The sequence below is a fragment of the Crenalkalicoccus roseus genome, from assembly GCF_004761865.1.
Lineage (GTDB): Bacteria > Pseudomonadota > Alphaproteobacteria > Acetobacterales > Acetobacteraceae > Crenalkalicoccus > Crenalkalicoccus roseus.
In genome coordinates, this window is the sequence record NZ_SJDM01000023.1 from 17134 (window position 1) to 43127 (window position 25994).

Consider the following 25994-nt stretch of genomic DNA (forward strand, 5'->3'; position numbering starts at 1 on the left):
GATGAAGGCGAAGCTGGAAGCGCTGGCGGCACTCATCGCCGACTACCGTGAGGGTGAAGTCGCAAAGCCGGACGCCGATCACGTTGAACGCTGGGTCCGCCAGTTCGATGCCGATGAACGAGAGCCCGTGCTCGATGAACTCCTCCGCATCTGGCCCGCGTTCTATCTGAAGAGACAGGTTGTCGAGCAGTTCCTTCAGCGAAAGCTCACTGACGCGTCGCTTGTCGGGGCCAATCCGGCGGAATTTTGGGCGCGAGCAACGGTCCTGGACATCCAGCTTCGGGGCGGCAGTCAGTGCGCCATGCGGGAGCTCCTACGACCATTGCTACAGCACGCGACGGGCCTGTCCCTGGGTGCGTGCGGCGGCGGAGATCGCTTCATCTACTTCGACGACATCCTGTTCACTGGCGACCGGATCGAGAGGGACCTCAGCGCGTGGGTTCCGAAGGCCCCTTCGGTTGCTCACGTCGACATCATCGTCTTTGCGGCGCACGCCTATGGGCGCTATCAGCTGGAAGAGAAGCTGAAGAAGCTGGGTCAGGCCGCCGGAAAGTCGATATCCTTCTCGCTGCAGCCGGAATATGTGCTGGAGAACCGTCGCACTCATCGGGACGACGCAGACGTTCTCTGGCCCGTGTCTCTGCCGGCGGGGGCAGAGCGATTCGCGGCCGGGGCAACCGGCTTTGTGCCACGGTCGCCCGGCCGTGTGTCCAAGCTGTTCCCGTCCGAGCCGAGACGACACTTGGTGGAACAGGCGCTGCTGAAGGCCGGCCTCAAAATTGTTGGCTTCTCACGCGATCCATCTCCCGTGGTCAGGCCGTTGGGCTATGGACCTTTCGGTGTCGGCTTCGGTTCGCTTCTGCTCACCCATCGCAACTGTCCCAACAATGCCCCGCTCGCTTTCTGGTGGGGCGACCCGACGAAGCCTTCCTCCCACCCCCTCGGCAAGTGGTATCCCCTGGTGCCGAGGAAACCGTATGACAACGGCTATGATTTCTGAGGCCACGGCCCCGAGTCGGCTCCGAACCTATGACCGCGCGACCTCCGTCGTTTTCCTTAAGACGAAGGAGGCCTTTGGCGGGCTCTCCAACATGGCTGGCGGCTTCCCGCTTCGCGTGAACGGCGTCCGCATCCTGACGTCCGAAGCGCTGTACCAGGCCTGCCGCTTCCCGCACCTGCCAGACGTCCAGAAGCTGATCATCGCGGAGGCCAGCCCGATGACAGCGAAGATGAAGGGCAAGCCCCACCGTTCCAACTCACGGCCGGATTGGGACGCGGTCCGGGTGAAGATCATGCGCTGGTGCTTGCGCGTGAAGCTCATCCAGAATTTCGCCGAGTTCTCCCGCCTGTTGCTGGCCACGCGCGACCGCCCGATCGTCGAGGAATCCCGCAAGGACGATTTCTGGGGCGCGAAGCCGGTCGAGCCGGACGTGCTGGTCGGACAGAACGTGCTCGGACGCCTCCTGATGGAACTGCGGGAGGAGCTGCGGGACGGCGAGCGGTGGCCGGCAGCGGAGTTGGCGCCGCTCGACCTGCCCGAATTCCTTCTCCTCGGCCGCCCCATCGAGCCGATTCGCGCGGACGGGGCAACCGCGCGACAGCTGCGCCCCGGACCGGTGGCTGCGCCGCCGCAACCCGATACAAAGCCTGACCTCTTCAAACGCCCGAAAGATCGCATGTCCCCGAACTCTCCCCCCGCCGGGCCCCGCAAGAAGCTCATCGAGGTCTCCCTCCCGCTCGAGGCGATCAACGCCGCGTCGGCGCGGGAGAAGTCCATCCGCCACGGCCACCCCTCCACGCTGCATCTCTGGTGGGCGCGCCGACCGCTCGCCGCCTGCCGGGCGGTGCTGTTCGCGCAGCTCGTGGACGATCCCTCCTCCTGGCCCGACCGCTTCCCCACGCCCGAGGCGGTGGAGGCGGAACGCCGCCGGCTGCACCATCTGATCGAGCGCCTGGTGCCGTGGGAGGCCTCGAACAACGAGGAGATCCTGAACGCGGCGCGCTGGGAGATCGCCCGCAGCGTCGCCTGGGGCCTCGGCGAGGAGCCGCCGCCCAGGGAGGATGGCGCGGCCATCCTGGCCTGGCTCCAGGCCAAGGCGCCGCCGGTCTACGACCCCTTCTCGGGCGGCGGCTCCATCCCGCTGGAGGCGCAGCGGCTCGGGCTGCGCGCCTATGGCAGCGACCTCAACCCGGTGGCGGTGCTGATCGGCAAGGCGCTGGTGGAGATCCCGCCGAAGTTCGCCGGCCTGCCGCCGGTGAACCCGGAGGCGCGCGCGCAGGCGGCCCGCGGCGGGCGCTGGCGGGGGCGCGGCGCGCAGGGGCTGGCCGAGGATGTGCGGCATTACGGCGCCTGGATGCGGGAGGAGGCGGCGCGGCGCATCGGCCATCTCTACCCGAAGGCGCGGCTGCCGGACGGGAGCGAGGCGACGGTGATCGCCTGGCTCTGGGCGCGGACGGTGCGCAGCCCCGACCCGGCCGCCAAGGGGGCGATGGTGCCGCTCGTCTCCTCCTTCCTGCTTTCGACGAAGGAGGGGCGGAAGGCCTGGGTGGAGCCGGTGATCGATCCGGCCGCGCCGGATGGCTGGCGCTTCGAGGTGCGGACGGGGGCGCTGAGCAAGGCGGAGGAGGAGCGGCTGAAGAGGGGGACGAAGACGGGGCGCGGCTCAAACTTCGCCTGCGTTCTCAGCGGCGCCGCTATCGCCGGCGAGCACGTGAAGGCGGAGGGCGCGGCTGGCCGGATGGGTGCGCGGCTGATGGCGATCGTCGCCGAAGGCCCGCGCAGCCGCGTCTACGTCTCGCCTACCGCCGAGCATGAGGCGGCGGCGCAACGGGCCCAACCAGCGTGGGAGCCGGAAGGGGAACTCCCAAACGACCCGCGAGCGATCTGGGTCGTCGCCTACGGCCTCAAGACCTTCGCCTCCCTCTTCACCCCCCGCCAGTTGCTGGCGCTGACGACCTTCTCCGATCTGGTGGCGGAGGCGCGGGAGAGGGCCCTGGCCGACGCCCGCGCCGCCGGCCTGCCCGACGACCCCACCCCCCTCGCCCAAGGCGGCACCGGCGCCACCGCCTATGCCGATGCAGTGGCGACGTATCTGGCGTTCGTGGTCAGCAGTTTGGCAGACAGAGTTTCTGGCATTTGTACTTGGGATTCGGGTGGACCGACGTGGGGCACGAAGGTTCGCAACACATTTGCGCGCCAAGCCATCCCCATGACTTGGGATTTTGCCGAAGTGAATGCCTTCTCCACGCAATCGGGGAGCATCGGCAACTCCATCGACTACCTGTCGAAAGCCGTCGAGGCACTCAACGGCCAGACTATCGGTGGCCTTAACAACATCGATGCAGCCAAGAACTCCTTCCCTGTCCGCCCCGTCGTCATCTCCACCGACCCACCCTACTACGACAACATCGGCTATGCCGACCTCTCGGATTTCTTCTACGTCTGGCTGCGCCGCTCCCTCGGCGGCATCTGGCCCGAGCTGTTCCGCCGCCTGACCACGCCCAAGGACCGCGAGCTCGTCGCCACCCCCTACCGCCATGGCGGCAAGGCGGAGGCCGAGGCCTTCTTCATGCAGGGCATGTCGCAGGCGCTGCGCGCCATGCGCGAGGCCGCGGTGGAGGATGCGCCGCTCGCCATCTACTATGCCTTCAAACAGTCCGAGGCGGGGGAGGACGGCGTCACCTCGGCCGGCTGGGCCTCCTTCCTCCAGGCGGTGGTGGATGCGGGCCTCGCCGTGGACGGCACCTGGCCCATCCGCACCGAAAGCGCAGGCCGGCTAATCGGCAAGGGCGCCAACGCCCTCGCCTCCTCCATCGTGCTCGTCTGCCGCAAGCGCGCGCCGGAGGCCGGCATCGCCACCCGCGCCGAGTTCATCCGCGCGCTGCGGCGCGAATTGCCGGAGGCCATCGCCGCCATCCGCAAGGCCGGCGTCGGCCCGGTGGACATGCAGCAATCCGTCATCGGCCCCGGCATGGGCGTCTTCACCCGCTTCGCCCGCGTGCTGGAGGATGACGACAGCGCTATGCCGGTGAAGACCGCCCTCTCCCTCATCAACCGCGTCTGGGACGAGATCGAGAACGAGCTCAGCGAGGCCTTCGACGCGCCGACCCAGGTGGCCCTCGCCTGGTTCGCCACCTACGGCTTCGACGCCCGCCCCTCGGGCGAGCTCATCACCCTCGCCAACGCCAAGAACCTGCCGCTGGACAGCTTGTTCGCCTCCGGTGTGTTCCAGGACCTGCGCGGCAAGGCCGGTCTCGTCGCGCGGGAGAGTCTGCCCGCCGGCTGGTCGCTGGCCACCGACAAGGCGCCCACCGTCTGGGAATGCGTGCAGCACACGATCCGCGTGCTGAACGCCGAGGATGGCGGGGCCGAGGCCGCCGCCGCGCTCGTCGCGCAGATGGGCCCGCGCGCCGAGCAGGCCCGCGCGCTGGCCTACCGCCTGTTCGAGATCGCCACCCAGAAGGGCTGGGCCGCCGAGGCGCTGGTCTACAACGCCCTCGCCCAGGAATGGCCGCGGCTCGCGGAGATGGCGCCCGAGGTCATCGCCCGCGGCCCGGTGGCCGCGGCCCAAGCGTCGCTGTTCTGATCGGCCGAAGGGGGGACGATGTCGGCCAACACCGAAAAGGAAACGCTCCGCCGGGTGCAGGACGCCCTGTTCCACCTGCGCAAGGGGCTGGCGCCCTTCGTGGCCGCGCGGATGTCGCGCGCGCGCGGTCCCGACTGGCTGCGCCTGGCCAGCCGTGCGACGGGCGCTTCGCCAGATGAGGCGCTCGACGCCTACGGCCTGCTCAAGACCATGATCGACAACTGGCGGGATGCCTTCGACGAGGCGTTCAGCCGGAACGACAAGCACAAGGCCCGCAACTTCGCTTCCATGGCGCTCGAGGCGCGCAACGCTGCCTCGCACCTCGCTATCCCGATGGCCGATGACGAGGCGCTCCGCTACCTCGACGCCATCCATCAGCTTCTGCGCCTGGTGAAGGCGCCAGAAGCCGAGGTGGCCGAGGCGAAGAAGCTCTACGAGGCGCAGCGCCATGTCGGTGTTGCAGCGGCGCCCGCCACGCCACAGCCCACGCCTGCGCCGCAGCGTCTGGAACTGCAGGCAACCGATGGGCCGGCGAAGGCGCTGAAGCCCTGGATCGAGGTGGCGCTGCCCCACCCCGACGTCATCGCGAACCGCTTCAAGGAGGCAGAGTTCGCCGCCGACCTCTTCGCCGTGGATGCGGGCCACGCGACGGATGGCTACGCCACGCCCGCGGACTTCTTCGGCATCACCTTCCTGACGGAGGGGCTGAAGCGCGTCCTAACCTCGGCGCTGCAGCGCCTGTCGGGCGCGGGCGGTGATCCGGTGATCGGCCTGCAGACCGCCTTCGGTGGCGGCAAGACGCACACCATGCTCGCCATCTATCACCTGGCTAAGCATCTGCGCGAAGGCGGCGACCCCGCCGCGCTCGGCGGCATGGCGCCGCTGGTCGAGAAGCTCGGCACCACCGCCTGGCCCAAGCCGCGCGTCGCGGTCTTCGTCGGGTCGTCGAAGGGGGCGGATGTCTCCCTGACCTTGGGCGGCGGCCCACCTGTGCGCACGCTGTGGGGCTACATCGCCTGGCGCCTGGCTGGTGAGGCCGGGCTGAAGCTGGTGGCGGAAGCCGAGGCTGCCCGTACCAACCCGGGCTCCGAATTGCTGGTCGCACTGTTCAAGCTAGCGGGGCCGAGCGTCATCCTGCTCGACGAGCTGACGATGTTCGCGCGGCAGCTCGACGACGACCGCTTCGAGGCCTTCCTGTCCTTCATCCAGTCGCTGACCGAAGCGGCAAAGATGGTGCCGGGCATTCTCATTGTCGGGTCGTTGCCCGAGAGTCGTGCGGAAGCCGGCGGACCGCGCGGCGTCGAGGCGCTGCTGCGGCTGGAGAAGGTCTTCGGCCGGGTTCAATCGGCCTGGCTGCCGGCCTCCGGCAATGAGACCTACGAGATCGTCCGCCGCCGCCTGTTCCAGCCGCTGGATGCGGATGGCGAGCGCGCCCGCGAGGAGACGATCAAGGCCTTCCACGACCTCTACAAGAAGAACCCTGCCGAGTTCCCACCCGAGGCCAAGGAGCCGAGGTACCTCGAACTGCTGCGGCTCTCCTACCCGATCCACCCGGAGCTGTTCGAGCGGCTGGCGAAGGACTGGTCCAGCCTCCAGAAGTTCCAGCGGACGCGCGACGTCATCCGCTTTATGGCAAACGTGGTCGGCGTGCTGTGGCACGGGCAGACGCGGGATCCGCTGATCACGCCGGCCCGCGTGCCGGTCGCGCATGAGAAGGTGCGCACGGGCGTGCTGTATCCCCTCGATCCGGCCTTTGGGTCCGTGGTCGACAAGGAGGTGGACGGAGACGGCGCGTTGCCGGCGCGTATGGAGGCCAACCCGTCGCGCCGGATCTCTCAGCTGCGGGCTGCGACGCGAGCGGCGCGCGCGGTCTTCCTGTGTTCAGCGCCGTCCGTGGGGCAGCCGAATGCGGGGCTGACAGGTCAGGGCTTGCGCTTGGCCTGCGCCGAGCCGGGTGATCAGCTGGCCATCTTCGGCGAGGCTCTGCGCGAGCTCAGTGAGCGTGCGACCTACCTCTACGAGGAGGCCGGGCGCTACTGGTTCTCCACTCAGCCGACCCTGAACCGGCTGGCGGATGATCGGGCGAAGGCCTTCCTGGATCAGGTGCACGAGGTGGACGCCGAGATCGTGCGGCTCCTGACGGAGGATGCCGGTACGAAGGGTGGCTTCCATCGCGTCTTCGCCGCGCCCGATGACCCCGTGACGATCGATGAGGCACAGGCCCTATCGCTCGTCATCCTGGGGCCGAGCACGCCGCATGCCGGGAAGGGTGCGACGAGGTCGGCAGCGTCGGATGCGATCGCGGAGGCGTTGATGCGGTGCCGCGCTTCGCAGCGCCGGTTCCGTAATACGCTTCTGTTCGTCGCGGCCGACGAAGGGAACCTGGCGACGGCGCGCGAGGTGATCGCCAAGGCGATGGCCTGGGACTCCATCGTGAAGGACAGCCGCCTGCAGCAGCAGATGACGAATGCGCAGGAGGCGGACGCGAAGGACAAGGCGAAGACCCACGCTGACGGTGCGCGCCGTGCTGTCCGATCCGCCTGGAGCCACATCTTCTATCCGGTGAAGAGCGAGACGGCGGGCAAGCCTTTCGACCTCGAGCACACGCTGATCTCGTCGCGCGACCGTGCCGCGATCCCGGCTGTTGTGTACGAGAAGGCGAAGGGCGACGGCATCGCGCTGGAGAAGCTCGGGACGGAGCGGCTTTGGCTGGCGCTGAAGCCTATATGGCCGGAGGACCGCGCCCATCTGCCGATCGCCGAAGTGGCGGATTGGTTTGCGTCCTACGTCTACCTCCCGCGGCTGCGGGATCGCGTCGTGCTAGAGAACACCATCCGCGACTCGGTTGCGAAGCTCGATCCCGAGTTCGGCTATGCCGATGGCTACGACGAGGCGACGGGGCGATACCGCAACCTCGTCTGGGCGAAGAACCTCACCGAGCTCCCCTCCGCGAACGCGATCCTCGTGCGCGCCGCAGAAGCGCGAGCGCAGCTTGCAGCGGCGCCGGCAAAGCCAGATGGGTTGCCAGCGAGCGCTGATCCGCGGCCGGATCCCGGGTCAGGGAATGCGAACGGAGGACGTGAGCCGACAGCCACGCCCCCGACCTCGGCGCAGCAGAAGCCGCGTCGCTTCTATGGATCGGTCGAGATCGACATGGTCCGCCCAATGAAGTCGTTCGATGCCATCTTCAACGCGGTTGTCATGGAGCTGCAGCGGACGAACGGCGCGAAGGTGAAGCTCACCCTGGAGATTGAAGGGGAGGCGCCGGAGGGGTTCGACGAAAGCGAGGTCAGCGTCGTGCGTGACAACGCCAAGCAGCTGAAGTTCAGGCCTGAGTCGACGGGGTTTGAGGAGTAGAAGCCCGGTTTTCCAGCGCTAACTCCCGACATGACCCGGTTCCTGACCTGGCTCTCGAACTTCTTTCGACACGCGGCAAACCAGAAGCGCGGGATCGTTAGGCAGGAACCCGTCGTCGCTCATGCCGGGCCCGTCTCCGCTGTGGCATCGGCCACTGCGCCGGCCGCCATAGAGGCGGGTGAGGCAGAAAAGCCCACACTGCCAGAGATCGCGTCGACCACCGAGACGCCTCAGCAGCAGGTCCGTCAACTCATCAAGCAGGCTCTCGAGGCGCCTACACCCGATCAGTTCGTCGACTTCATAGTGTTCACAAAGAACTTCCGCCGCATGGGCGTCTGGAACACCAGGATGGCGTATATTCAACGTCCTGGCGCTTCGGTGATTGCGACGGAAGTCGAATGGAAATCTGTTGGCCGCCATGTGCTTCCAGACGCGGTGCCGATCATTATCCTCTGGCCGTTCTCACCTATCAGGTACGTGTACGAGCTCGCAGATACCGGCCCGCCGGTGGATCGTGAGGCGATCGGGGATCCCTTCGCTGCCACGGGGGTCTTTGCGCCGGGAATGCTCAACCGATTGGTGCGGGAGTTGGACAAGCAGAAGACGTTCAAGGTGAAGGTGGAGCTGCGTCGACAAGGCTTTAGCTACGCTGGCTCAGCCGCTGCGCAGTCTATTCTACCGGGACTGTCCGGCGGGAGCCTCGGGCCGGTCGATCAGAGTAAGATAGGGGATTTCGCTTCGGCGAATGCAGAGGTCTCCGCATCTTCAGGCGGCGATGTGCCCGTTTATCGTGTCACGCTGAATGATCGCCTCGACGAGAAGGAAAGGTTCGTGACCCTTGCACACGAGCTGGGCCATGTCTTCTGCGGTCACCTCGGGCCTTGCCGGTCTCGCGCCGCAGAAGGAGACGAGTATGACAGCGAGGCAGGCTGGGGCGACCGCCGCCACGTCTCAAAGGGCGTGCGTGAAGTCGAAGCGGAAGCTGTCGCATTCCTGATCGCTTCCCGCGCGGGGCTCGTCACTGGCTCTGCCGCCTACCTGAAGGGGTACCTGGAGAAGGTGAAGGTGGACGACGTCGATCTTGATGTGATCGTACGGGCGGCTTCGCGGATCGAGCGGATTGGCAAGATCAGCTACGGCAAGATGACGTTCAAGACTACCGCGGGGGAGTGACTTCGTTCGTGGTTCGCCGCTGCTCTTCCCAGGAAACGGGAAATGGCTCCATCAGCCCGGGCAGCGTCATCCCCTCCGGCTGCCGCCCATTCAGGATCGCTTCCACGATGTCCGGCGCCAGCAGCGTCAGCCGGAGCACGCGCGAGACGTAGGACGAGTTGATCTTCTCGGCCGCGGCCAGTTCGTTGATCGTGCTGAAGCGCCCGGTCTCCAGCATCCGCCGCCACCGGAAGGCCCGCGCGACCGCCTTGATGAGCGTGATGTCCTGCCGGCGCTCCAGCACCAGCACGCCGGGCGTCACCATCGCCTTTCGCCCGCCGCTCGGCTTCACCCGGAGTGGGATGACCACCGTAAGGGTCTGCGCCGCGTCGCTCATGCTGCCGCCCTCCCGGCCTCGGGCTCTCGGGCGGCGAGGTCTCGGACCAGGCTGCCGAGCCCGTCGAGCCGTAGCCGCACCGCGGCGCCCTCGACCCGGACGTCGACCCGGTCCACCAGCAGCCGCACGATGCGCGCCCGCTCGGCGGGGAAGAGTTCGTCCCACAGCGGCTCGATCCGCTCCAGGGCCAGCAGCACCTCCTGCTCCGTCACGTCTGGCGCCGTCGCGCGTGCCGCCCGCCAGGTGCCGACTACCATCTCGGGCTGCCGCAGCAGCGCGCGCACCTGCGCGATGACCGCCGCCTCGATCTCTCCGGCCGGCAGCCGCGCGATGGCCGGCCGCTCAGTCCCGCCACCCTTCAGCACCGCCTGGCTGACATAGTAGCGGTAGATTTGCCCGCCCCGCCCGCGGCTGTGGCTCGGCGACATGGCGCGCCCCTCGCTGTCGAAGATCAGCCCGCGAAGCAGCGGCGCCGTGGTGTTCCGCGTCCGGTTGATCCGCACCCGCGGGCTGACCTGCAGGATTGCGTGCACCGCGTCCCACTGCGCCTGTGTGACGATGGCGTCGTGCTCGCCGGGATAGGCCGTGCCCTTGTGCACCGCCTCGCCGAGATACACGCGGTTGCTGAGGATCCGGTAGACGTCGCTCTTCGTGAGCGGGCGGCCCCGCTTCGTGGTGGCGCCCTCCGCGCGCAGCACCTGCACCAGTCGGGTGCAGGACTCCAGCTCGACGAAGCCCTGCAAGATTCGCCGCACAAGCGCGGCCTCGGCGTCGTTCACCACCAGCTTCCGCTCCCGCACGTCGTAGCCGAGCGGTACGTATCCGCCCATCCACATGCCGCGCTTGCGCGACGCCGCCACCTTGTCGCGGATGCGCTCGCCAATGACCTCTCTTTCGAATTGAGCAAAGCTGAGCAGGATGTTCAGCGTTAGCCGGCCCATGCTGGTGGTGGTGTTGAAGGACTGCGTGACCGAGACGAAGGTCACGTTGTTAGCGTCGAACACCTCGACCAGCTTGGTGAAGTCGACCAGCGAGCGAGAGAGGCGGTCGATCTTGTACACGACCACCACATCGACCAGCCCCTCCTGGATGTCGGCTACGAGGCGCTTGAGCGCGGGACGTTCGAGGGTGCCGCCGGAGATGCCGCCATCGTCGTAGCGGTCGCGCACTAGCACCCACCCCTCCGCGCGCTGGCTGGCGATGAAGGCCTCGCAGGCCTCACGCTGCGCGTCGAGGGAGTTGAACTCCATGTCCAGGCCCTCCTCGCTCGACTTCCGGGTGTAGACCGCGCAGCGGAGCTTCCGCACTGTGGCCGGCATCGCGCTGGCCGGCTTTGTGTCGCGCTTCATACTGCGTCCCGGCTCGGGCGCAGCCCGAAGAACACGCGACCATTCCACCGCGTGCCGGTGATGGCGCGGGCGATGGCGGAGAGCGATTGGTAGGGCTGGCCCTGGTATTCGTACCCGGCGCGGGTCACGGTCACCACGTGCTCGACACCCTGGTACTCGCGGATCAGCTGCGTGCCAGCTATTGGCTTGTCGTCGCCGCGCATGCGGCGGACGGTGATCCTGCCGCCGTCGAGCTGCTCGCCGAGCGCCTCGAGGCGGGCGAGCGTCTCGGGCTTCAGGCCGCCATGGGCCAGTTCCTGGATGCGGTAGGCGAGCCGGCTCTCCAGAAAGCGCCGGTTGTAGGGCGGCGGCTCGGTGCCGAAGAGCTCCCGCCATTGCTGCTTCAGCGCGGGCGTGGCGGCGGCCTTCAGGGCGGCGAGTCGGCCGAGCACGTCGGCGGGCGGGATGGCGGGGGCGGTGAACGCCGGCGGGGCGGTGGGCTTGGGCTTCGTCGTGCGCGTCATGCGTCTCTCCGGGTGGTCCGGTTCGCATGCAGGCGCTGGGTGGCCGGGAAGTGTAGCGGCCGCTCTCTGTGGTCAGCGGCGTCGCGCGCGGCTTCCTGGGCAGCGCGGCTCCGGAGCCGCAGCAGGCCACGGGCAAGCAGGTCGCAGACCTCGCGGAGGTGGGGCGGGAGATGCTGATTGGCGGGCGGCGTCGCGGGCAATGGCCGGATCTCGGTCAGGTTTCGAGGCACCCTCCGCACCTACTCGGATACCGCGAGATCTGTCGGGGTCCATCAACCACAGTCTTGAACGAAATAGGAACATTTCCTATGCTTACGCCTGCGTCATCTTCAGCGCCCCCCAGCCCGGCAGACCCTCATGGCGTCATTCAACCCGAAGAAATTCGCCGACCCTGACCGCCTGCGCGCCATCGCGACTCGCGGCGTTCATGGCGCCCTGGTGCGACTACCTCCGCGGCCGCGGCTTCGAGTTCCCCTCGTCGCCGCTCGTTGAGATCGACTTCGCCGGGCTCGCCGACATCCTGATGCGCCCGGACGCGGCGACGCCGGCCGACATGGTCGATGCCCTCTACTATGTGCACGAGACCGCCGGCGCGGAGGACATGGACCAGCTCCTCGCTGCCGTCCGTGCGCGCGGCTTGGCGGTGGCTGACGACCCTGGGGCGACGCCCATCGACCTGGCCATCGACGTGTGGAGCGCCGCGCCCGAGGTGGTCCGCGCCCACCATGCTGAAGCGATTGCCATGCGCCAGCAGAACTTCGAGTATTTCGGGCCAACGAACCCGGTCCGCGGCGTGTTCCCCGCCATCGACACCGAGCTACGCCAGCGCCTCGAGAGCGAGCTCGACGACTGGTTCGAGAGCCACCGGCGCGGGCGCGGCTGCCGGATGTTCGTCATCAGGCATCCGCCGATGACCTGGATCCTGGTGCGGCATGGGCAGCCCATGCGCCGGGAAGCCAGCCAGAAGGATGATGGCGGCGTCGGGACCGAGTTCTACCGCCCGCAGCGCCACGACGTGCTGATCTACGATGAGCGCAGCGGCGATGTCGGGGTGCATGCCAACACGAAGGGCGAGCGGAACCTCTACCTGCGCACCCTCGGCCACCACCTGTTTTCCGGCGAGGAGCATTTCCAGACCGCCGGGCGGTTCACCCTCGATCCCCTCATCGCGGACGGCCCGGAGGCGCTGAACGTCGAGGATGTCGACGGCATCAAGGCCGTGCGGCTTGTCGAGTATCGGCGCTATTGGGGCGGCGTGTATCGCGAGATGGAGACCCGGAAGGCCGAGGACGTCTTCGCGGCCCTGGCCGCCCGAAATATCCGCGGCCTGGCGGGCGGGAGGCTGAACAGCGCCACCTTCAAGGTGGCGTTCGAGGACTCGGAAAAGGAGCGGTCCGTCACCATCAGACCCCCAGGAATCGCGCGCTATGAGCGCAACGACGACAGCGAGCTCATCGAGCGCTGGCTGCGTGCGCGCGGCTTCATCCTTTCGGGCCAGGGTGTCGATGACGATGAAGCCGCTACCGCTGTTCTGGAACGCGCTTGATGCCCTGCCTGGCGCTGCGACCGATCGGCGCGACTGGACGGCCCGGCTCGGTGCGGAGTTCCTCGTAGCGCAGAGGTTCCTGCGCGCGACGGGGCGCCGGGTCACGTCGATCGACTGTCCCTCCCCGGGCGGTGAGGGCTGCCCGCGCGCGGTTATCAGATCGGCCGACGGCGCGCTGCGCGCCGTATGCCGGTCCGCGACGGGGCGATGCAATCCGCTCGACCTGCAGCCCGAGGACACCGATGTCCTGCAGGTGGACTTACTCCGCCTACGGCAGGCGCTGGCCTCACTGTTCGAAGTCCAGGCGGCGGCCGCCCCGCCGACTTCTAACCGCGTCGCATTGCTGGGTGAACACGCAATCGCCGCTGGCGTCGCCGCCCCGGTGATGCTCGTCGTGCCCGGTCCCATGGATGCCATCCAGTTCGACGAACTCCGCGAAGGCGGGCTGATTAGCGAGCGCGCGGTCCTGCTGGTGCCAACCGCGGCGTCGCTGCCATCGTCGATGCGGACGCGCCTTGCATCGCTCGGGCACATCGTTCTGAGCCTGAGCGATGTGACGGAGGCCGACGGCAAGGGGAACCTCATGCCGGTTCAGCCGCTCGAGCTGCTGCTGCACGAGATTCGGGCGGCGCTCCAGGCGCGGATTGACACTGCACAGGCTGGACCCACCGTTTCCCTGCCGGCTGGAGCGCGATGGGCCGAGCTGACGTTCGTCCTGGTCTCCGACGAGGTTCTGAACGTCACCTGCCGCGGCCAGACCCAGAGGCTCGAACCGGACCGGGTCGGCATGAAAGACGGGCGGACCGGGAAGCCCACCGAAGCCTGGGCCTTCCTCCAGGTCCTCGCTCGAGGTGGCGGCATCCTGGGGCCGCTCGGCCGCGATGTTGTCGAGGAACAGAAAAAGAAGAAGCAGGCGTTGAGTAGGCAGCTCGTTCGTGCCTTCGGCATCAGCGATGACCCGATCCGCTGGAGCAAGCGGGACAGAACCTACCAGACCGCCTTCGTGCCCCGCGACGAGCGACCGAAGGCCGTCAGGATGTCTGCCGGCCGCCGGTGAATTTTCACCGACGGGCCTTCCGCCATCTGCACTTTTTCTCCGCTAAAGGCGCCATGAATCCCCTGGGCTTCTCCGCAGAAGCCTCATGCCTGCCCGCGCTTCCACAGCCTCCCTGGTGAATTTTCGCCGGTCGCCATCGATCGGGCCGCGAGCCCGTCCTCGATCGACGGCGAGAACCCATGGAGCAGACTGCCCGGGACGCGGTGCTGGCCTCCCGCATACTCAAGCACATCCACAGCACGGCGAAGCGCCTGGCCCGCAGTGGTCGGATCCGCGGCATGGATGCCGAGGACATCGCGCAGGACCTCTTCCTCGATCTCTGGCGTCGGTGCCCGGCCTTCGACCCGAGCCGGGCGAGCTTCCCAACCTTTGCTGACCGGATCATCGCGCACCGCGCGGCCAGCCTGACTGCCCAGACGCAGCGGGCGCAGATCGAGCGGCGGGAAATCCGCATCGACGATCCTGTCGAGGGTGCGGACGGCAGCACCTTGGCCGACATCCTTCCGGATCCGGCTGCGCCGGACGAGCTGGATCACGGCCTCTCCCTCGACCTCCGCCGCTTCATCGAGAGCCTGTCGCCCGCCCTGCAGCGGTGCTGCGCGATCCTGGCGGAGCCGAACATCCGCTCGGCTGCGGCGCAGGCGGGGTCCCATCGCTCGTCCCTCTATGAGAACGCGCGCCGTCTCCGGAGGCGCGCCGAGCAGGCGGGTCTGCGGATCTACCTGGCCGGACCCCGACAGATTTCGACGCCCGCCGGTAGGTGCCCGGCATGAGCAGTCACCATGATGCCGGAGCGCAGCGGAGCGGAGGGCTGGTTCGCCATCTCGACCAGCACGCCCTCGCGAACCGCTGGGGCCTGTCGATCCGGACCCTTGAGCGCTGGCGTTACCTGAACCAGGGGCCCGCCTTCCTGAAATTGGGCGGCCGCATCCTCTACCGCCTCGAGGACGTCGAGGCCTTCGAGGCGGCGCAGGCGCGCGATCCGGCCGCATCGGCAAGGGCGACCGCGTGATGGCCGCGCTGGTCCGCTACGAGCAGGCCCGCACGGCGCTGGCAGAATGCGCCCGTATCGATGAGGCCTCCGAGATCCGCGACAAGGCCGCGGCGCTCGCCGCCTATGCCCGCCAGCGCGACGACCGGGACCTCGAGGTCTGGGTGCGCGAAATTCACCTGCGCGCCTGCGTCCGCATCGGCGAGCTGAGCCGCGAGCTGGAACGTGCCGAGCCTGGCGGAGCGGGCGGCGGCTCGAAGTTCCCAGCGGTGGGAACCTCGAAGGCCCAGGCGCTGGCCGACGCCGGCATCTCGACCAGCACGGCCCACCGCTACGAGGAGCTCGCTGGCGGGCGCGAGGAACAGGCCCAGGCCGCGGGCCGCGCCGCGATGGAGGCCTACTTCGCGCAGTCCCGCGCAGAAGGCGCGCCGCCGACAATGGCCGGCCTGCGCGGCGCCGTGCGCGGCGCGCTGGAGGCCACGCTCGGGCCGCTGCCGACCCGCCCGAAGCGCCCGGCCCCGCCCGCCGAGCGGCCGAAGGTCGCGCCCATCGGCGCCGACTGGGCCGATTTCACCGCCGCCGTCCTCACCGTCGCGACCCTGCCCGTCGACTTCGCCTCGCTCGCGGGCCGGGCCCCGCGTGCCCTGCTCGACGACCTGCGCGGCGAGGCACGCGAGGCGCTGCGGCGGCTGCCGCTCTGGATCAACGCATTGGAGAACGAACATGACGACACCGCGTGACCGCATGCGGACCCTGATCCGCGAAGCTCGCCTCAGCGTCCGCCACCGCGGCAGCGTGCCGGCGATCGTCGGCGAGGTCGTCCGGAATGCCGCGGAGGAGATCCGCAAGGACGACCAGCTGTTCGGCGTGGTTCTGGCGACGGCGCTGAACAAGCTGATCCGTGACGAGCTCAAGCGCAGCGCCGAGAGCGCCGACCACGCCGAGGGCCTGCGGGCGGAGCAGATGGAGATGTTCCCGCCGGATGCCCGCGCGACGGTGGAGCAGATCGGGCGTGGCGAGGTGTTCGTGCCGAGCCGCAATGCCTTCGTCCCGCTGCTGCCGAGTCACCTGCAGCCGCAGGAGATCGACGAGGCTGGGAAGTACGTCATCGACCATGGCGGCGACTGCATTCGCCGCGGCGGCCTGCTGCGCCGGCTGAGCCGGATCATGCAGACCCACCGGAAGGCAGCGTGAGGTCGGCCATGGGCAAGTCCTCCCGCGACAAGGGCCTGCGCCGCGAGCGGGCCATCGTCGACATCCACATGAAGTGCGGACTCCGCGCCGAGCGCGTGCCGCTGTCCGGCGCCGTCCGGTACCGCGGCAACGGTGCCGACGTCGACCTCTACGTCCGCGGCGCCGAGCCGCTGAAGGCGGAGGTCAAGGCGCGCGGCGAGGGCGACGGCTTCAAGACGCTGGAGCGCTGGCTCGGCCGGAACGACGCGCTGTTCCTCTGGCGCGACCGCGCGACGCCGATGGTGGTGCTGCCGCTGCATGTCTGGATCGAGATCGCGCGGCGCAGCGCGCGCTGCGCAGAGCCCGACGCCGATCGCGAGCGCGCCCGCCGCGCGCGCCAGGCAGAGGAAGGCCCGCTCCCGCCGCCCGACGCTATCGCCGAGGTGACGCCGTGACCCCGCGCACCACCCAGAGGCTGCGCGAAATCGGCGACGCGCTCCGCACTCTGGCCGGCGGCCTGCTGCTGGCCGGCGGGTTCATCGCGCTCTGCTGGGTCGCCGAGCTGGTGACCTTCCGATGAGCGTCTCTCCCATGCCGATGCCCGCGCCTGCCCGGCCGCCGGCGTCGCTCACTCAGCCGGGCGCCATCACCACCGACAGGACCAGCATGACCAACCGAACCACTCTGGCGCAGCTGCGCGAGATGGACGCCGCGCAGGCCGCCCGCCTGCCCGTCGATCATCTGGCGCTGCTGCTGGAAGAGGTCGGGGCGCTGAAGGCCGACGCCAAGCACCTCGCCGACCTGCTGCACGACGCCCTGCACGCCCGCTACGGCGAAGCGGCCGCCGCGGCCCGCCGCGCCGACGGCAAGGACACCGGCCGCGTCCGCCTGGAGCAGGACGGCTTCGAGATCGTCGCGGACCTCGCGAAGCGCGTGGAGTGGAACCAGCCGAAGCTGGCGGAGGCGGTCGCTACCATCCGCGGCTGGGGCGAGGACCCCGCCGACTACGTCACCGTCGAGATCCGCGTGCCGGAGAGCCGCTTCACGGCGTGGCCGCCGCGCATCCGCGCGGTGTTCGAGCCGGCGCGCACCGTCGCCACCGGCCGTCCCTCCTACACCCTCGAACCGAAGGACGTCGCCTGATGGCGCATGAACTCCGCATCCAGGTCGCCATCCCCCTCGAAGGCGACGCGATCTCCCGCGCGAAGGACGTGGCCGCCTTCGAGCCGACCCTCGACGCCTTTGCCGAGGCGGTGGCGCGCGCCGGCGGCGACATCAAGGTCGACGTCATCAAGGCGAAGCCGCGCACGCCGAAGGAGCCGCACTGATGGCGATCTCCCTTGCATCGCTCCGGCGGGGCGGCGAGACGCGCCCGCCGCGGATCCTCGTCTACGGCGTGGCCGGCGTCGGCAAGACCCAGCTCGCCGCCGATGCGCCGAACCCGGTGTTCCTGCAGACCGAGGACGGGCTCGGCCGCATCGACGCCGCGACCTTCGGGCTGCTGCGCAGCTTCGACGCGGTGATGGAGGCGCTCGGCAGCCTCTACACCGAGGAGCACGACCACCAGACCGTGGTCCTCGACAGCCTTGACTGGCTGGAGCCCCTCGTCTGGCAGCACACGGCGCAGGCGCACAACCAGCCGGACATCGAGTCCTTCGGCTACGGCAAGGGCTACCTCGCTGCGCTGGATACCTGGCGCAGCTTCCTCGACGGCGTGAACGCGCTGCGCGACGAGCGCGGCATGGGCGTGATCCTGATCGCGCATGCCGAAATCCGGCGCTTCGACAGCCCCGAGACCGAGCCCTACGACCGCTACCAGCCGAAGCTGCACCGCGGCGCCTCCGCGCTGGTGCAGGAGCATGTCGATGCCGTGCTCTTCGCGAACTATCGCGTCAGCACGCTGAAGTCGGACGTCGGCTTCAACAAGAAGGTGGTCCGCGGCGTGAGCGGCGGCGACCGCCTGCTGCACACCGCCGAGCGCCCGGCCTTCCTCGCGAAGAACCGCTTCGGGTTGGCCGAGACGCTGCCGCTGTCCTGGCCTGACCTCGCCGCCGGCATCCCCTTCTACGCGGCGCCACCCAGCACCGCCCCCGCCTCCACCACCGAAGCCCGGAGCTGACCCATGGCATCCCTCAATGGAACCTTTGACGCGACCGAGGTCGCCCCCGCCGTCCCGCTCGAGGTGCTGCCGCCCGGCAAATACCTCGCGCATCTGATCGAGAGCGAGATGCTGCCGACCAAGGCCGGCGACGGGCAGTACCTGAAGCTGGTGTTCGAGGTGCTGGAGGGCCCTGCCGCCCGCCGGAAGATCTTCGACCAGCTGAACCTGGTGAACCGCAACGAGCAGACGGTCGAGATCGCGCAGCGCACGCTCTCCGCCATCTGCCACGCGGTGGGCCAGGTCCACGTCAGCGACAGCGAGCAGCTGCACTTCAAGCCGCTGATCGTGACCCTGAAGGTCAAGCCGGCCGGCAACGACAAGTCCGGCATCTACCGCGAGGCGCGGAACGAGGTGGCCGGTTACTCTGCGGCGTCGGCGGGCGCCTCCGGCGGGGTCGCGCCACGCCCGGCCGCTGCGGTGCCCCGCGCGACCCCGGCGGCGCCCCCGGCGGGCACCCGCCCCGGTGCCGCCGCCACGCCACCCTGGCGCCGCAACGGCTGACGACACCGCCGGCGGACACATCCGCCGGCCCCTCCTTCCTCCCTGCGGGACCAGCCATGGCCGTCCTTCCACCGCCGTCGAGCCCCACCGTCACCGCCATCTACGCCGCCTACGAGGCGGCCGCGGATGCCGGCTACCGCGCGCATCTCGGCGCCTCGCTGATCGGCGCCGAGTGCGAGCGCGCGATCTGGTACACCTTCCGCTGGGCCACGCGCGCCCGGCACACCGGCCGGCTCTTCCGGCTTTTCGAGACGGGCCACCTGGCCGAGGCCCGCTTCGTCGCCGACCTGCGCCGCATCGGCATCACCGTGCTGGACGTGAATCCGGCGGCCGGCCGGCAGTGGAACCTCCGCGACGCCGGCGGCCACTTCGGCGGCAGCATGGACGCCGTCGCCAAGGGCTTCCCCGAGGCGCCGGCGACCTGGCACGTCTGCGAGTTCAAGACCCACAGCGCCAAGTCCTTCGCCAAGCTGAAGGCCGAGGGCGTCGCCGCCTCCAAGCCGCTGCATTGGTCGCAGATGCAGGCCTATATGCAGCTCGCCGGCCTCGATCGCGCCTTCTACCTGGCGGTCTGCAAGGACACGGACAAGCTCTACCAGGAGCGCATCCGGCACGACGCAGAGGCCGGGCTGCGCATCCTGGCGAGGGCAGCGCGCATCATCGGCGCGGCCCGGCCGCCGGCCCGCATCAGCCAGGATCCGACCTGGTGGCAGTGCCGCTTCTGCGATCACCATGCCGTTTGTCATGACGGCGCCGCGCCGGAGCGGCACTGCCGCTCCTGCCTGCATGCCTCGCCGGTCCCGGGCGGTGATTGGCATTGCGCCCGGCACAACGCCCCACTCGACCGGCGCAATCAGGAGGCGGGCTGCGCTGCGCACCTCTACATTCCGGACCTCATCGACGGCGAGCAGCTGGACGCCGGCGAGGATTGGGTCAGCTACCGGCTGCCCGACAACAGCGTCTGGCGCGACAGCGCCACCTCCTCCAGCGCGGGGGCGGCGCCGTGAGCCAGGACCTCCTCGTCATCGTCTCGGTCAAGAACAACGCACTGCTCACCGCCATGCGCGAAGCGGGGTACGAGAGCGCGGCGGCGCTGTCGCGCGCCGGCGGCGTGTCCGCCCACCGCATCTATGACTACCTGAACCTGCGCCTCGCACCGCTCCGCGAGAACGGGGAATGGCGCGCCTGCATCCTCGCCATCTCGAAGGCGCTGCGCACGCTGCCCGAAGATCTCTTTCCCGCGGCGTTCCTGCGCCGCGCGCTCACGACGAACAAGGTCACGCGCGAGGTCAGCGCGGATGAGTTGCCGGCGCTCATGGGGGGCGTGTCCTCCTCCATCGCCTACGACCCCGAGCGGAGCGTCGCCGTCGATGCCGCGCTCGACGCCCTGGACACCGCGCTGGCCGGCCTGCGGCCGCGCGAGGCGCGCATGCTGCGGATGTACTTCGGCCTGGATGGCGAGGCGCCCCGGACCCTGGAGGAGATCGGGCGATCCTTTGACGTCAGCAAGGAGCGCGTGCGCCAGACCGTGCAGCTCGCCCAGCGCCGGCTGGCCGCACCGCGGCACCAGCTCCGCCAGCGTTGCGCACCCCTCCTGGAGGATGCCGCGACGGGAGAGGATCGATGACCCTCTCCCTTCGCCCCTATCAGCGCGCCGCGATCGAGGCGCTCTACGACTATTTCGCCGCCAGCGTGGGCAACCCGCTGATCGTGATGCCGACCGGCACCGGGAAGTCCGTGGTCATCGCCGGCTTCACGCGCGAGGCCATCGCCGCCTTTGGCGACACCCGCGTACTGGTCCTCACCCACGTGAAGGAGCTCATCCAGCAGAACTTCATGGCGCTGCTCCGCGCCTGGCCCGAGGCGCCGGCCGGCATCTACTCGGCCGGGCTATCCCGCCACGACATCCACGCGCAGATCCTCTTCGCCGGCATCCAGTCGATCCACCGCCACGCGCGGCAGGTGCAGCGCTGCGACCTCGTGCTGATCGACGAGGCGCACCTGCTCGGACGCGGCGACAGCGGCATGTACCGCTCCTTCCTGGCGCAGCTGAACGAGATCAACGCGGGCTTGCTGAAGGTCGTCGGCTTCACGGCGACGCCGTATCGCCTGGACAGCGGCATGCTGCACCAGGGCAAGGATCGTCTCTTCACGGACATCGCCTTCCAGGTGCCGGTACTGGACATGATCCAGCAGGGCTATCTCTGCCCTGTGGTCCCCAAGCAGACCACAACCCAGCTCGACGTCGGCGGCGTCGGCACCCGCGGCAGCGAATTCATCGCCAAAGACCTCGAGGCGGCAGTGGACCGCGACGAGGTCACCCGCGCCGGGGTCGCCGAGATCGTGCAGCACGGCGAGGGCCGCGGCTCCTGGCTGGTCTTCTGCTCAGGCGTCGCTCATGCCCGTCACGTCTGCGACGCCATCCGCGAGCATGGCGTCAGCTGCGAGACCGTCACCGGCGACACGCCCGGCCCCGAGCGCGATGCCATCCTGGCGGCCTTCAAGGCGGGGCGGCTGCGCTGCGTCACCAACGCGAACGTGCTCACCACCGGCTTCGACGCGCCAGGGGTGGACCTGATCGCGCTGCTGCGCCCGACGAAGAGCGTCGGCCTCTACGTCCAGATGGTGGGCCGCGGTACTCGCCTCGCCGAAGGCAAGGATGACTGCCTGGTGCTCGACTTCGCCGGCAACACGGCGCGTCACGGCCCGATCGACACCGTCGATGGCCGGAAGAAGGAGAAGTCGGAGGAGCCGGGTGAGGCGCCGATCAAGGTCTGCCCGGAATGCCAGACCATCAACCACGCCAGCGTACGGCGCTGCATCGAGTGCGACCACGAGTTCCCGCCGCCGGTGGTGAAGGTGGCGCCGCAGGCAGCGTCGAACGCGCTGCTCTCGACCCAGGTCCAGGCGACTTGGTCCGACGTCACCGGGATCAGCTACGCGCGCCACGAGAAGCCCGGCAAGCCGGCGTCGCTGCGCGTCACCTATGAGTGCGGCCTCGTGCGGCACAGCGAATGGGTCTGCTTCGAGCACACCGGCTTTCCGCGCGACAAGGCGGTGGGCTGGTGGCGCCGCCGCGCCGGCAATCTGCCGCCGCCGGCGACGGTGGATGAGGCCCTGCAGCAGGTGGACCAGCTCCGCCGTCCGATCGCGATCCAGGTCCGGCCCGCGGGCCAATACACCGAGATCGCCGCCGCGAGGTTCGTGTGAGATGCGCTGCCTGTCGCCTCCGCACCGCCCGCGGCTTCGGTTGGTTCGATCCGCGCATTCGGACCTCCGAGCCGCTGCCGGCCTGTTCCATGCGCTGCATGAGCGCGCTCTGCCGGAGGTGGGGCGTGGTTGATCCCGACGAGCACGAGATTGCCGCGATCGCGGTGGCCAGCCCCATGGCCGGGGAGTATCTGGACAGCATCGGGAAGACCGACCTCGCGTTGCTGACCGAAGCCGAGTGGCTGACGCTGCTCGAGGTGATCATCACCGCCTACCAGGACGAGCTCGCGCGCCGGCTGGATCAGGGACGGCATCCGGCGCCGCCGCTCGCGGTGGGAGGGCAGTCGTGACGCAGCCCTCCTTCATGGCCGACTATGGCGAGCGGCTGGTCGACAACGGCTACTCCGTCATCCCGATCATGCCGGGCAGCAAGGTGCCGGGGCAGTTCCGCGGGGGTGAGTGGTCGCTCTATCCCGATTGGACCCGGCATTGCGACCGGCCGACGAAGTCCTTCGAGGTGGACATCTGGCGGCGCTGGCCCGGCTGCGGCGTCGGGATCGCCACCGGCGCCGTGGTGGGCATCGACATCGATATCCTGGACGGCGCGCTCGCCATCCAGCTCGCCGGCCTCGCGGCCTCCATGCTGGGCGACACGCCCTGCCTGCGCATTGGCCGTGCCCCGAAGCGGCTGCTGGTCTATCGCGCGGCCACCCCCTTCGCCGGCCGCAAGCGCCATCCTCTTGAGCTGCTGGCGCGCGGCCAGCAGTTCGTCGCCTATGCTGTGCACCCGGACACCGGTCGCCCCTATGACTGGCCGGAGGACAGCTTGGTGGAGCTGCCGCTGTCGCAACTCCCGGTGGTGGACGAAGCGGGATGTGCCGCCTTCCTCGACGCGGCCTGGCAGCTCGTCCCCGACGAGGTCCGGGTCAACTCAATCCTGGCGGACGCACCGACCAGCACCTGGCGCGGCCCGAGTGACCCGAAGGGCACGCGGGACGCCATCGCCGCGGCCCTGGCCTGGCTGCCGAACGACGACCTGCCGGGCAATGAATGGATCACCGTCGGCGCGGCGATCAAGGCCGCCCTCGGCGAGGAGGGGCGCGACCTCTGGCTCGACTGGTCACGCCAGTCCCGGAAGTCTGGCCAGTCCGGCCGCATCGACACGCCGGAGTGCCGCTGGGCCTCGCTGCGGCCGCACAGCGTCGGCGCCGGGACGATCTATTGGCTGGCGGAGCAGCGCGGCTGGGTGCCGGATCCCGCCCTGACCCTGAACGGCACGGCGGCGGAGCAGGCGGCACAGCCCCACCCGGCCGCGGCGCTGCTGGCGAAGGTCGTCGCCCCGCCGCGCCGCCGCCGAAGCCCTACCGCGTCCCGCTCGAGCTGCTGCAGGAAGGCGCGCTGAAGCTGTTCCTGGACTACGCCACCGCCAGCGCCGTCAGCCCGCAGCCCTTCCTCTCGCTCGGTGCCGCCATCTGCCTCGTGGGCACCATCGCGGGGCGCCGCTATCGCACGCCGACCGACCTGCGCAGCAACGTCTACGCCATCGGGATCGCCGACAGCGGCGGCGGGAAGGACCATGCCCGACGCTGCGTGAAGCGCGCGATCTATGCGGCCGGTCTCGACCGCTATCTCGGCGGCGAAGATCTGGCGTCGTCGGCCGGGCTGCTGACCTCCCTGCAGCGCCATCCTGCGCGCCTGTTCCAGGTCGACGAGTTCGGTCAGTTCCTGAAGCTGGTGCTGAGCCAGCGCGCGCCTGCCCACAAGGCGGCCATCTGGTCCGAGCTGACGAAGCTCTACACCTCGGCGGCCGAGCCCTACATCGGCGCCGAGTACGCCGACCAGAAGGCGCGGCCGCGGGTCACCATCGAGCAGCCCTGCGCCTGCATCTGGGGCGTCACGGTGCCCGGCCCGTTCTGGGCGGCGCTGGAGGGCGGCGCACTGGCGGACGGCTCCATCGCACGCTTCCTGGTCTTCCTGACGGACGACGACTACCCCGAGCGCAACGAGGTCCCGGCGCCGATGGACCCACCGCCGGCGCTGGTGTCGGCGCTGCAGGCGATCGCACGCGGCGTGCCGGGCCACAGCCATGGCGGGAACATCGCCGACGCCATGGAGTCTTCGGCGCCGATCCACGCCTACACGGTGCCGCTTGGCCCTGGGGCCGAGGCCGCGATGGCGCGCGTGCGTCGCGAGGCCACCGACCTGTTGCGCTCGCACCGCGGGACCTACGCCACCGCCCTGTTCGGCCGCTACGCAGAGAACACCGCGAAGCTGGCGATGATCGCCGCGATCAGCCGTGACCCGGCCAGGCCCGTCACAGAGGCGGAGGACATCACCTGGGCGGCGGCCCTGGTCGAGCACTGCATCGGCACGTTGCTGCGCGAGGCCGACCGCCGCGTCGCGGACAACGACACCGAGGCGAAGCACAAGCGCGTCCTGGAGATCATCCGCAGCGCCGGCGAGATCAGCCGGAACGCGCTGGTCCGGAAGACGCAGTTCCTGTCGAAGCGCGAGCGCGAGGAGATCTTCGACGCGCTGGTCGAGGGCGAGCTGGTCACACGCAGCATGAAGCCGACCGGGACGAAGCCGACGATGCTGTTCATCGCGCGCGGCGCGCCCGAGGCGACTGCTGGCAAGGAGGCCGCTCCTTGACGCATTCGATCCATCAAGCTCGGCGACCGCCTCGAAACCCCGGCGGGAGGCCGGTTCCACGCGCATACGTCAATACGTCAATCCGTCACGCGGGCGCACACGGGTACCTGTGGGTCGCGCGCGGGCGGAGAGAGAGACCCTTTGACGAATTGATATATTGATGAATCTCACAATAGATCCCCCTTCGCACGTGCGCGCGCGCGCGAAGCACGACCTCCCGTCCTCGCAGTGCCCGCAGCGGCTGCCGGGCGGTCCGCTGCCGCCGAGGTCCAGCCTCGATCGCGGCACGCGCAGCGCGACCACCACGCCCGAGATGGAAGCGCTGCGCCGCCGTGTCTGGCAGCAGCAGGGCGTCGTCTCGCTGCGCCTTGAGGACATCACCGACCCCTGGCTGCGCCAGGCGATCCAGAACGAAGCCGTGCGGCGCTGGGGCCCGCGGCAGCAGGAGACCACCCATGGCCGGTAAGCGGAAGGCGAAGACCCCGAAGCGGGACGAGGCGCTCAGCCCGTCGAAGTGGCGGCTGCAGCACGGCGGCTTCTCGGAGCCGATCCGCGAGGCGGACCCCGAGACAGGCAGCCCGGTGCAGCATCGGCGGGCGGTGGACACGCTGGGCATGATGCTGGCCAACGGCACCATCACGCAGGAGATGCACGACGCTGGTGGCTACTTCCGCGCGCTGTCCCGGCGTGCCGCGCTGGACGGCATGGCGCGCTCGCCGCTGATCCGGCTGCCTAGGAAGACGGCCGACGCGCTGTCGGAGCGGAACATCGACGCGCGCCGCAAGATCGCCGACGCGCTCGATGCACTTGGTGGACACGACAGCGCAGCGGGCTCCTGCGCCTGGTACGTCGTCGGCCTCGAGATGTCCGTGCGCGAGTGGGCGATGCGGCAGGGATGGGGAGGACGCCCTGTAGCGCCTCCGCAGGCGCAGGGCATGCTGGTCGCGACGCTCAACGTGCTGGCGGGGCACTTCGGGCTCGTGCCGCGGACGAGGGCGGCGTGACGCCGTGCGATCTCATGAAGAAAAATCGCGCGAGCGAAAACAAGCGTAGCGCAGCGAAAGACTGTCGCGTTGCGAAGCGAAATCCACACGGCATATCATCAGGACACCTCGAAAAGGCGCGACCGCGCTGCGGCTCAACAGCCACATCGTCGCTCGATCGAGACAGTGGCTCGCGAGCCGCAGGGTCCTTCCTGGGCCCGGCGTATGCGGGGGGCGGAAGCGCACAACATCGCTAGCGCCTGGCCCGAAACATGGTTCGCAGTTCGCACCCTTCGGCTCTGATCTCAATTGCTTAGCTGCGAACCATGGCCGCGTCGGTTCGCAGCCGCGGTTCGCATGGTTCGCACCCACCCTG

Annotated in this window: 27 protein-coding genes; 24 read left to right on the forward strand and 3 right to left on the reverse strand. The window is 69.3% G+C overall.

Annotated elements, in window-relative coordinates:
- The first annotated feature begins 1 nt into the window (after position 1).
- Genes ET526_RS21280 through ET526_RS14255 form a run of 4 tightly spaced genes read left to right on the forward strand, consistent with a single transcriptional unit; the run spans position 2 to position 9116 of the window.
- On the forward strand, positions 2-1000 hold the full coding sequence (locus ET526_RS21280) for a phosphoribosyltransferase-like protein (protein ID WP_158295592.1): 999 nt from the start codon (positions 2-4) through the stop codon (positions 998-1000).
- The gene (locus ET526_RS14245) at positions 990-4586 is read left to right on the forward strand and encodes a DUF1156 domain-containing protein (RefSeq protein ID WP_275668642.1); all 3597 of its coding nucleotides are present in this window, start codon (positions 990-992) and stop codon (positions 4584-4586) included. Before ET526_RS21280 ends, ET526_RS14245 begins: the two co-directional genes overlap by 11 nt.
- An 18-nt stretch (positions 4587-4604) precedes the next feature.
- Complete coding sequence (locus tag ET526_RS14250; protein WP_135468376.1) at positions 4605-7943, forward strand: DUF499 domain-containing protein; 3339 nt, start codon at positions 4605-4607, stop codon at positions 7941-7943.
- A 30-nt stretch (positions 7944-7973) separates the two neighbouring features.
- A complete protein-coding gene (locus ET526_RS14255) occupies positions 7974-9116 on the forward strand; it encodes an ImmA/IrrE family metallo-endopeptidase (RefSeq protein WP_135468377.1) in 1143 nt (380 codons plus the stop codon).
- Here ET526_RS14255 and ET526_RS14260 read toward each other — a convergent pair.
- The 3 genes from ET526_RS14260 to ET526_RS14270 are packed head-to-tail and all read right to left on the reverse strand — an operon-like array spanning position 9100 to position 11344.
- Positions 9100-9492, reverse strand: coding sequence for a hypothetical protein (locus tag ET526_RS14260; protein WP_135468378.1), 393 nt, complete (start codon positions 9490-9492; stop codon positions 9100-9102). The two genes, ET526_RS14255 and ET526_RS14260, sit on opposite strands and share 17 nt — an antisense overlap.
- Positions 9489-10841 carry a recombinase family protein gene (locus ET526_RS14265; protein ID WP_135468379.1) on the reverse strand — a complete coding sequence of 451 codons (1353 nt, stop codon included), beginning with the start codon at positions 10839-10841 and terminating at the stop codon, positions 9489-9491. The genes ET526_RS14260 and ET526_RS14265 overlap by 4 nt, the downstream gene beginning before the upstream one ends.
- Positions 10838-11344 carry a DUF2924 domain-containing protein gene (locus ET526_RS14270; RefSeq protein ID WP_135468380.1) on the reverse strand — a complete coding sequence of 169 codons (507 nt, stop codon included), beginning with the start codon at positions 11342-11344 and terminating at the stop codon, positions 10838-10840. The genes ET526_RS14265 and ET526_RS14270 overlap by 4 nt, the downstream gene beginning before the upstream one ends.
- 427 nt (positions 11345-11771) lie before the next feature.
- Here ET526_RS14270 and ET526_RS14280 point away from each other — a divergent pair, with 427 nt between their 5' ends.
- From ET526_RS14280 to ET526_RS14370, 20 genes are all read left to right on the forward strand, one after another.
- Positions 11772-12890, forward strand: coding sequence for a hypothetical protein (locus ET526_RS14280; protein WP_135468381.1), 1119 nt, complete (start codon positions 11772-11774; stop codon positions 12888-12890).
- On the forward strand, positions 12850-13947 hold the full coding sequence (locus tag ET526_RS14285; protein WP_135468382.1) for a hypothetical protein: 1098 nt from the start codon (positions 12850-12852) through the stop codon (positions 13945-13947). The genes ET526_RS14280 and ET526_RS14285 overlap by 41 nt, the downstream gene beginning before the upstream one ends.
- Before the next feature lie 179 nt (positions 13948-14126).
- A complete protein-coding gene (locus tag ET526_RS14290) occupies positions 14127-14720 on the forward strand; it encodes a sigma factor (RefSeq protein WP_135468383.1) in 594 nt (197 codons plus the stop codon).
- The gene (locus ET526_RS14295) at positions 14717-14959 is read left to right on the forward strand and encodes a helix-turn-helix transcriptional regulator (RefSeq protein ID WP_135468384.1); all 243 of its coding nucleotides are present in this window, start codon (positions 14717-14719) and stop codon (positions 14957-14959) included. The genes ET526_RS14290 and ET526_RS14295 overlap by 4 nt, the downstream gene beginning before the upstream one ends.
- Positions 14959-15678 (forward strand): hypothetical protein, encoded by a 720-nt coding sequence (locus tag ET526_RS14300; RefSeq protein WP_135468385.1) that lies wholly within the window; start codon positions 14959-14961, stop codon positions 15676-15678. Before ET526_RS14295 ends, ET526_RS14300 begins: the two co-directional genes overlap by 1 nt.
- Entirely contained in the window at positions 15662-16132 is a 471-nt protein-coding gene (locus tag ET526_RS14305; protein ID WP_135468386.1) for a hypothetical protein, read from the forward strand. The genes ET526_RS14300 and ET526_RS14305 overlap by 17 nt, the downstream gene beginning before the upstream one ends.
- Positions 16129-16566: a hypothetical protein gene (locus ET526_RS14310; protein ID WP_135468387.1), complete on the forward strand. Its 438-nt coding sequence runs from the start codon at positions 16129-16131 to the stop codon at positions 16564-16566. The genes ET526_RS14305 and ET526_RS14310 overlap by 4 nt, the downstream gene beginning before the upstream one ends.
- Positions 16563-16691: a hypothetical protein gene (locus ET526_RS22415; RefSeq protein ID WP_275668643.1), complete on the forward strand. Its 129-nt coding sequence runs from the start codon at positions 16563-16565 to the stop codon at positions 16689-16691. The genes ET526_RS14310 and ET526_RS22415 overlap by 4 nt, the downstream gene beginning before the upstream one ends.
- 86 nt (positions 16692-16777) lie before the next feature.
- Complete coding sequence (locus ET526_RS14315; protein WP_135468388.1) at positions 16778-17254, forward strand: hypothetical protein; 477 nt, start codon at positions 16778-16780, stop codon at positions 17252-17254.
- Positions 17254-17439, forward strand: a complete 186-nt coding sequence (locus ET526_RS14320; RefSeq protein ID WP_135468389.1) for a hypothetical protein — start codon at positions 17254-17256, stop codon at positions 17437-17439. The genes ET526_RS14315 and ET526_RS14320 overlap by 1 nt, the downstream gene beginning before the upstream one ends.
- On the forward strand, positions 17439-18230 hold the full coding sequence (locus ET526_RS14325) for an ATP-binding protein (RefSeq protein WP_135468390.1): 792 nt from the start codon (positions 17439-17441) through the stop codon (positions 18228-18230). The genes ET526_RS14320 and ET526_RS14325 overlap by 1 nt, the downstream gene beginning before the upstream one ends.
- A gap of 3 nt (positions 18231-18233) precedes the next feature.
- Complete coding sequence (locus ET526_RS14330) at positions 18234-18773, forward strand: DUF669 domain-containing protein (protein ID WP_135468391.1); 540 nt, start codon at positions 18234-18236, stop codon at positions 18771-18773.
- 56 nt (positions 18774-18829) lie between these two features.
- Complete coding sequence (locus tag ET526_RS14335) at positions 18830-19780, forward strand: PD-(D/E)XK nuclease family protein (protein WP_135468392.1); 951 nt, start codon at positions 18830-18832, stop codon at positions 19778-19780.
- Positions 19777-20400, forward strand: a complete 624-nt coding sequence (locus ET526_RS14340; RefSeq protein WP_204623635.1) for a sigma factor-like helix-turn-helix DNA-binding protein — start codon at positions 19777-19779, stop codon at positions 20398-20400. Before ET526_RS14335 ends, ET526_RS14340 begins: the two co-directional genes overlap by 4 nt.
- On the forward strand, positions 20397-21983 hold the full coding sequence (locus ET526_RS14345; protein WP_135468393.1) for a DEAD/DEAH box helicase: 1587 nt from the start codon (positions 20397-20399) through the stop codon (positions 21981-21983). Before ET526_RS14340 ends, ET526_RS14345 begins: the two co-directional genes overlap by 4 nt.
- 125 nt (positions 21984-22108) lie before the next feature.
- Positions 22109-22333, forward strand: coding sequence for a DUF6511 domain-containing protein (locus ET526_RS14350; protein WP_135468394.1), 225 nt, complete (start codon positions 22109-22111; stop codon positions 22331-22333).
- Positions 22330-23385 carry a bifunctional DNA primase/polymerase gene (locus tag ET526_RS14355; RefSeq protein WP_135468395.1) on the forward strand — a complete coding sequence of 352 codons (1056 nt, stop codon included), beginning with the start codon at positions 22330-22332 and terminating at the stop codon, positions 23383-23385. Before ET526_RS14350 ends, ET526_RS14355 begins: the two co-directional genes overlap by 4 nt.
- 77 nt (positions 23386-23462) lie before the next feature.
- Positions 23463-24635, forward strand: a complete 1173-nt coding sequence (locus ET526_RS14360; protein WP_135468396.1) for a YfjI family protein — start codon at positions 23463-23465, stop codon at positions 24633-24635.
- Positions 24636-24795: 160 nt separating this feature from the next.
- Positions 24796-25101 (forward strand): hypothetical protein, encoded by a 306-nt coding sequence (locus tag ET526_RS14365; protein WP_240048402.1) that lies wholly within the window; start codon positions 24796-24798, stop codon positions 25099-25101.
- The gene (locus ET526_RS14370; protein ID WP_135468397.1) at positions 25091-25639 is read left to right on the forward strand and encodes a hypothetical protein; all 549 of its coding nucleotides are present in this window, start codon (positions 25091-25093) and stop codon (positions 25637-25639) included. Before ET526_RS14365 ends, ET526_RS14370 begins: the two co-directional genes overlap by 11 nt.
- The last annotated feature ends 355 nt before the right edge of the window (positions 25640-25994 follow it).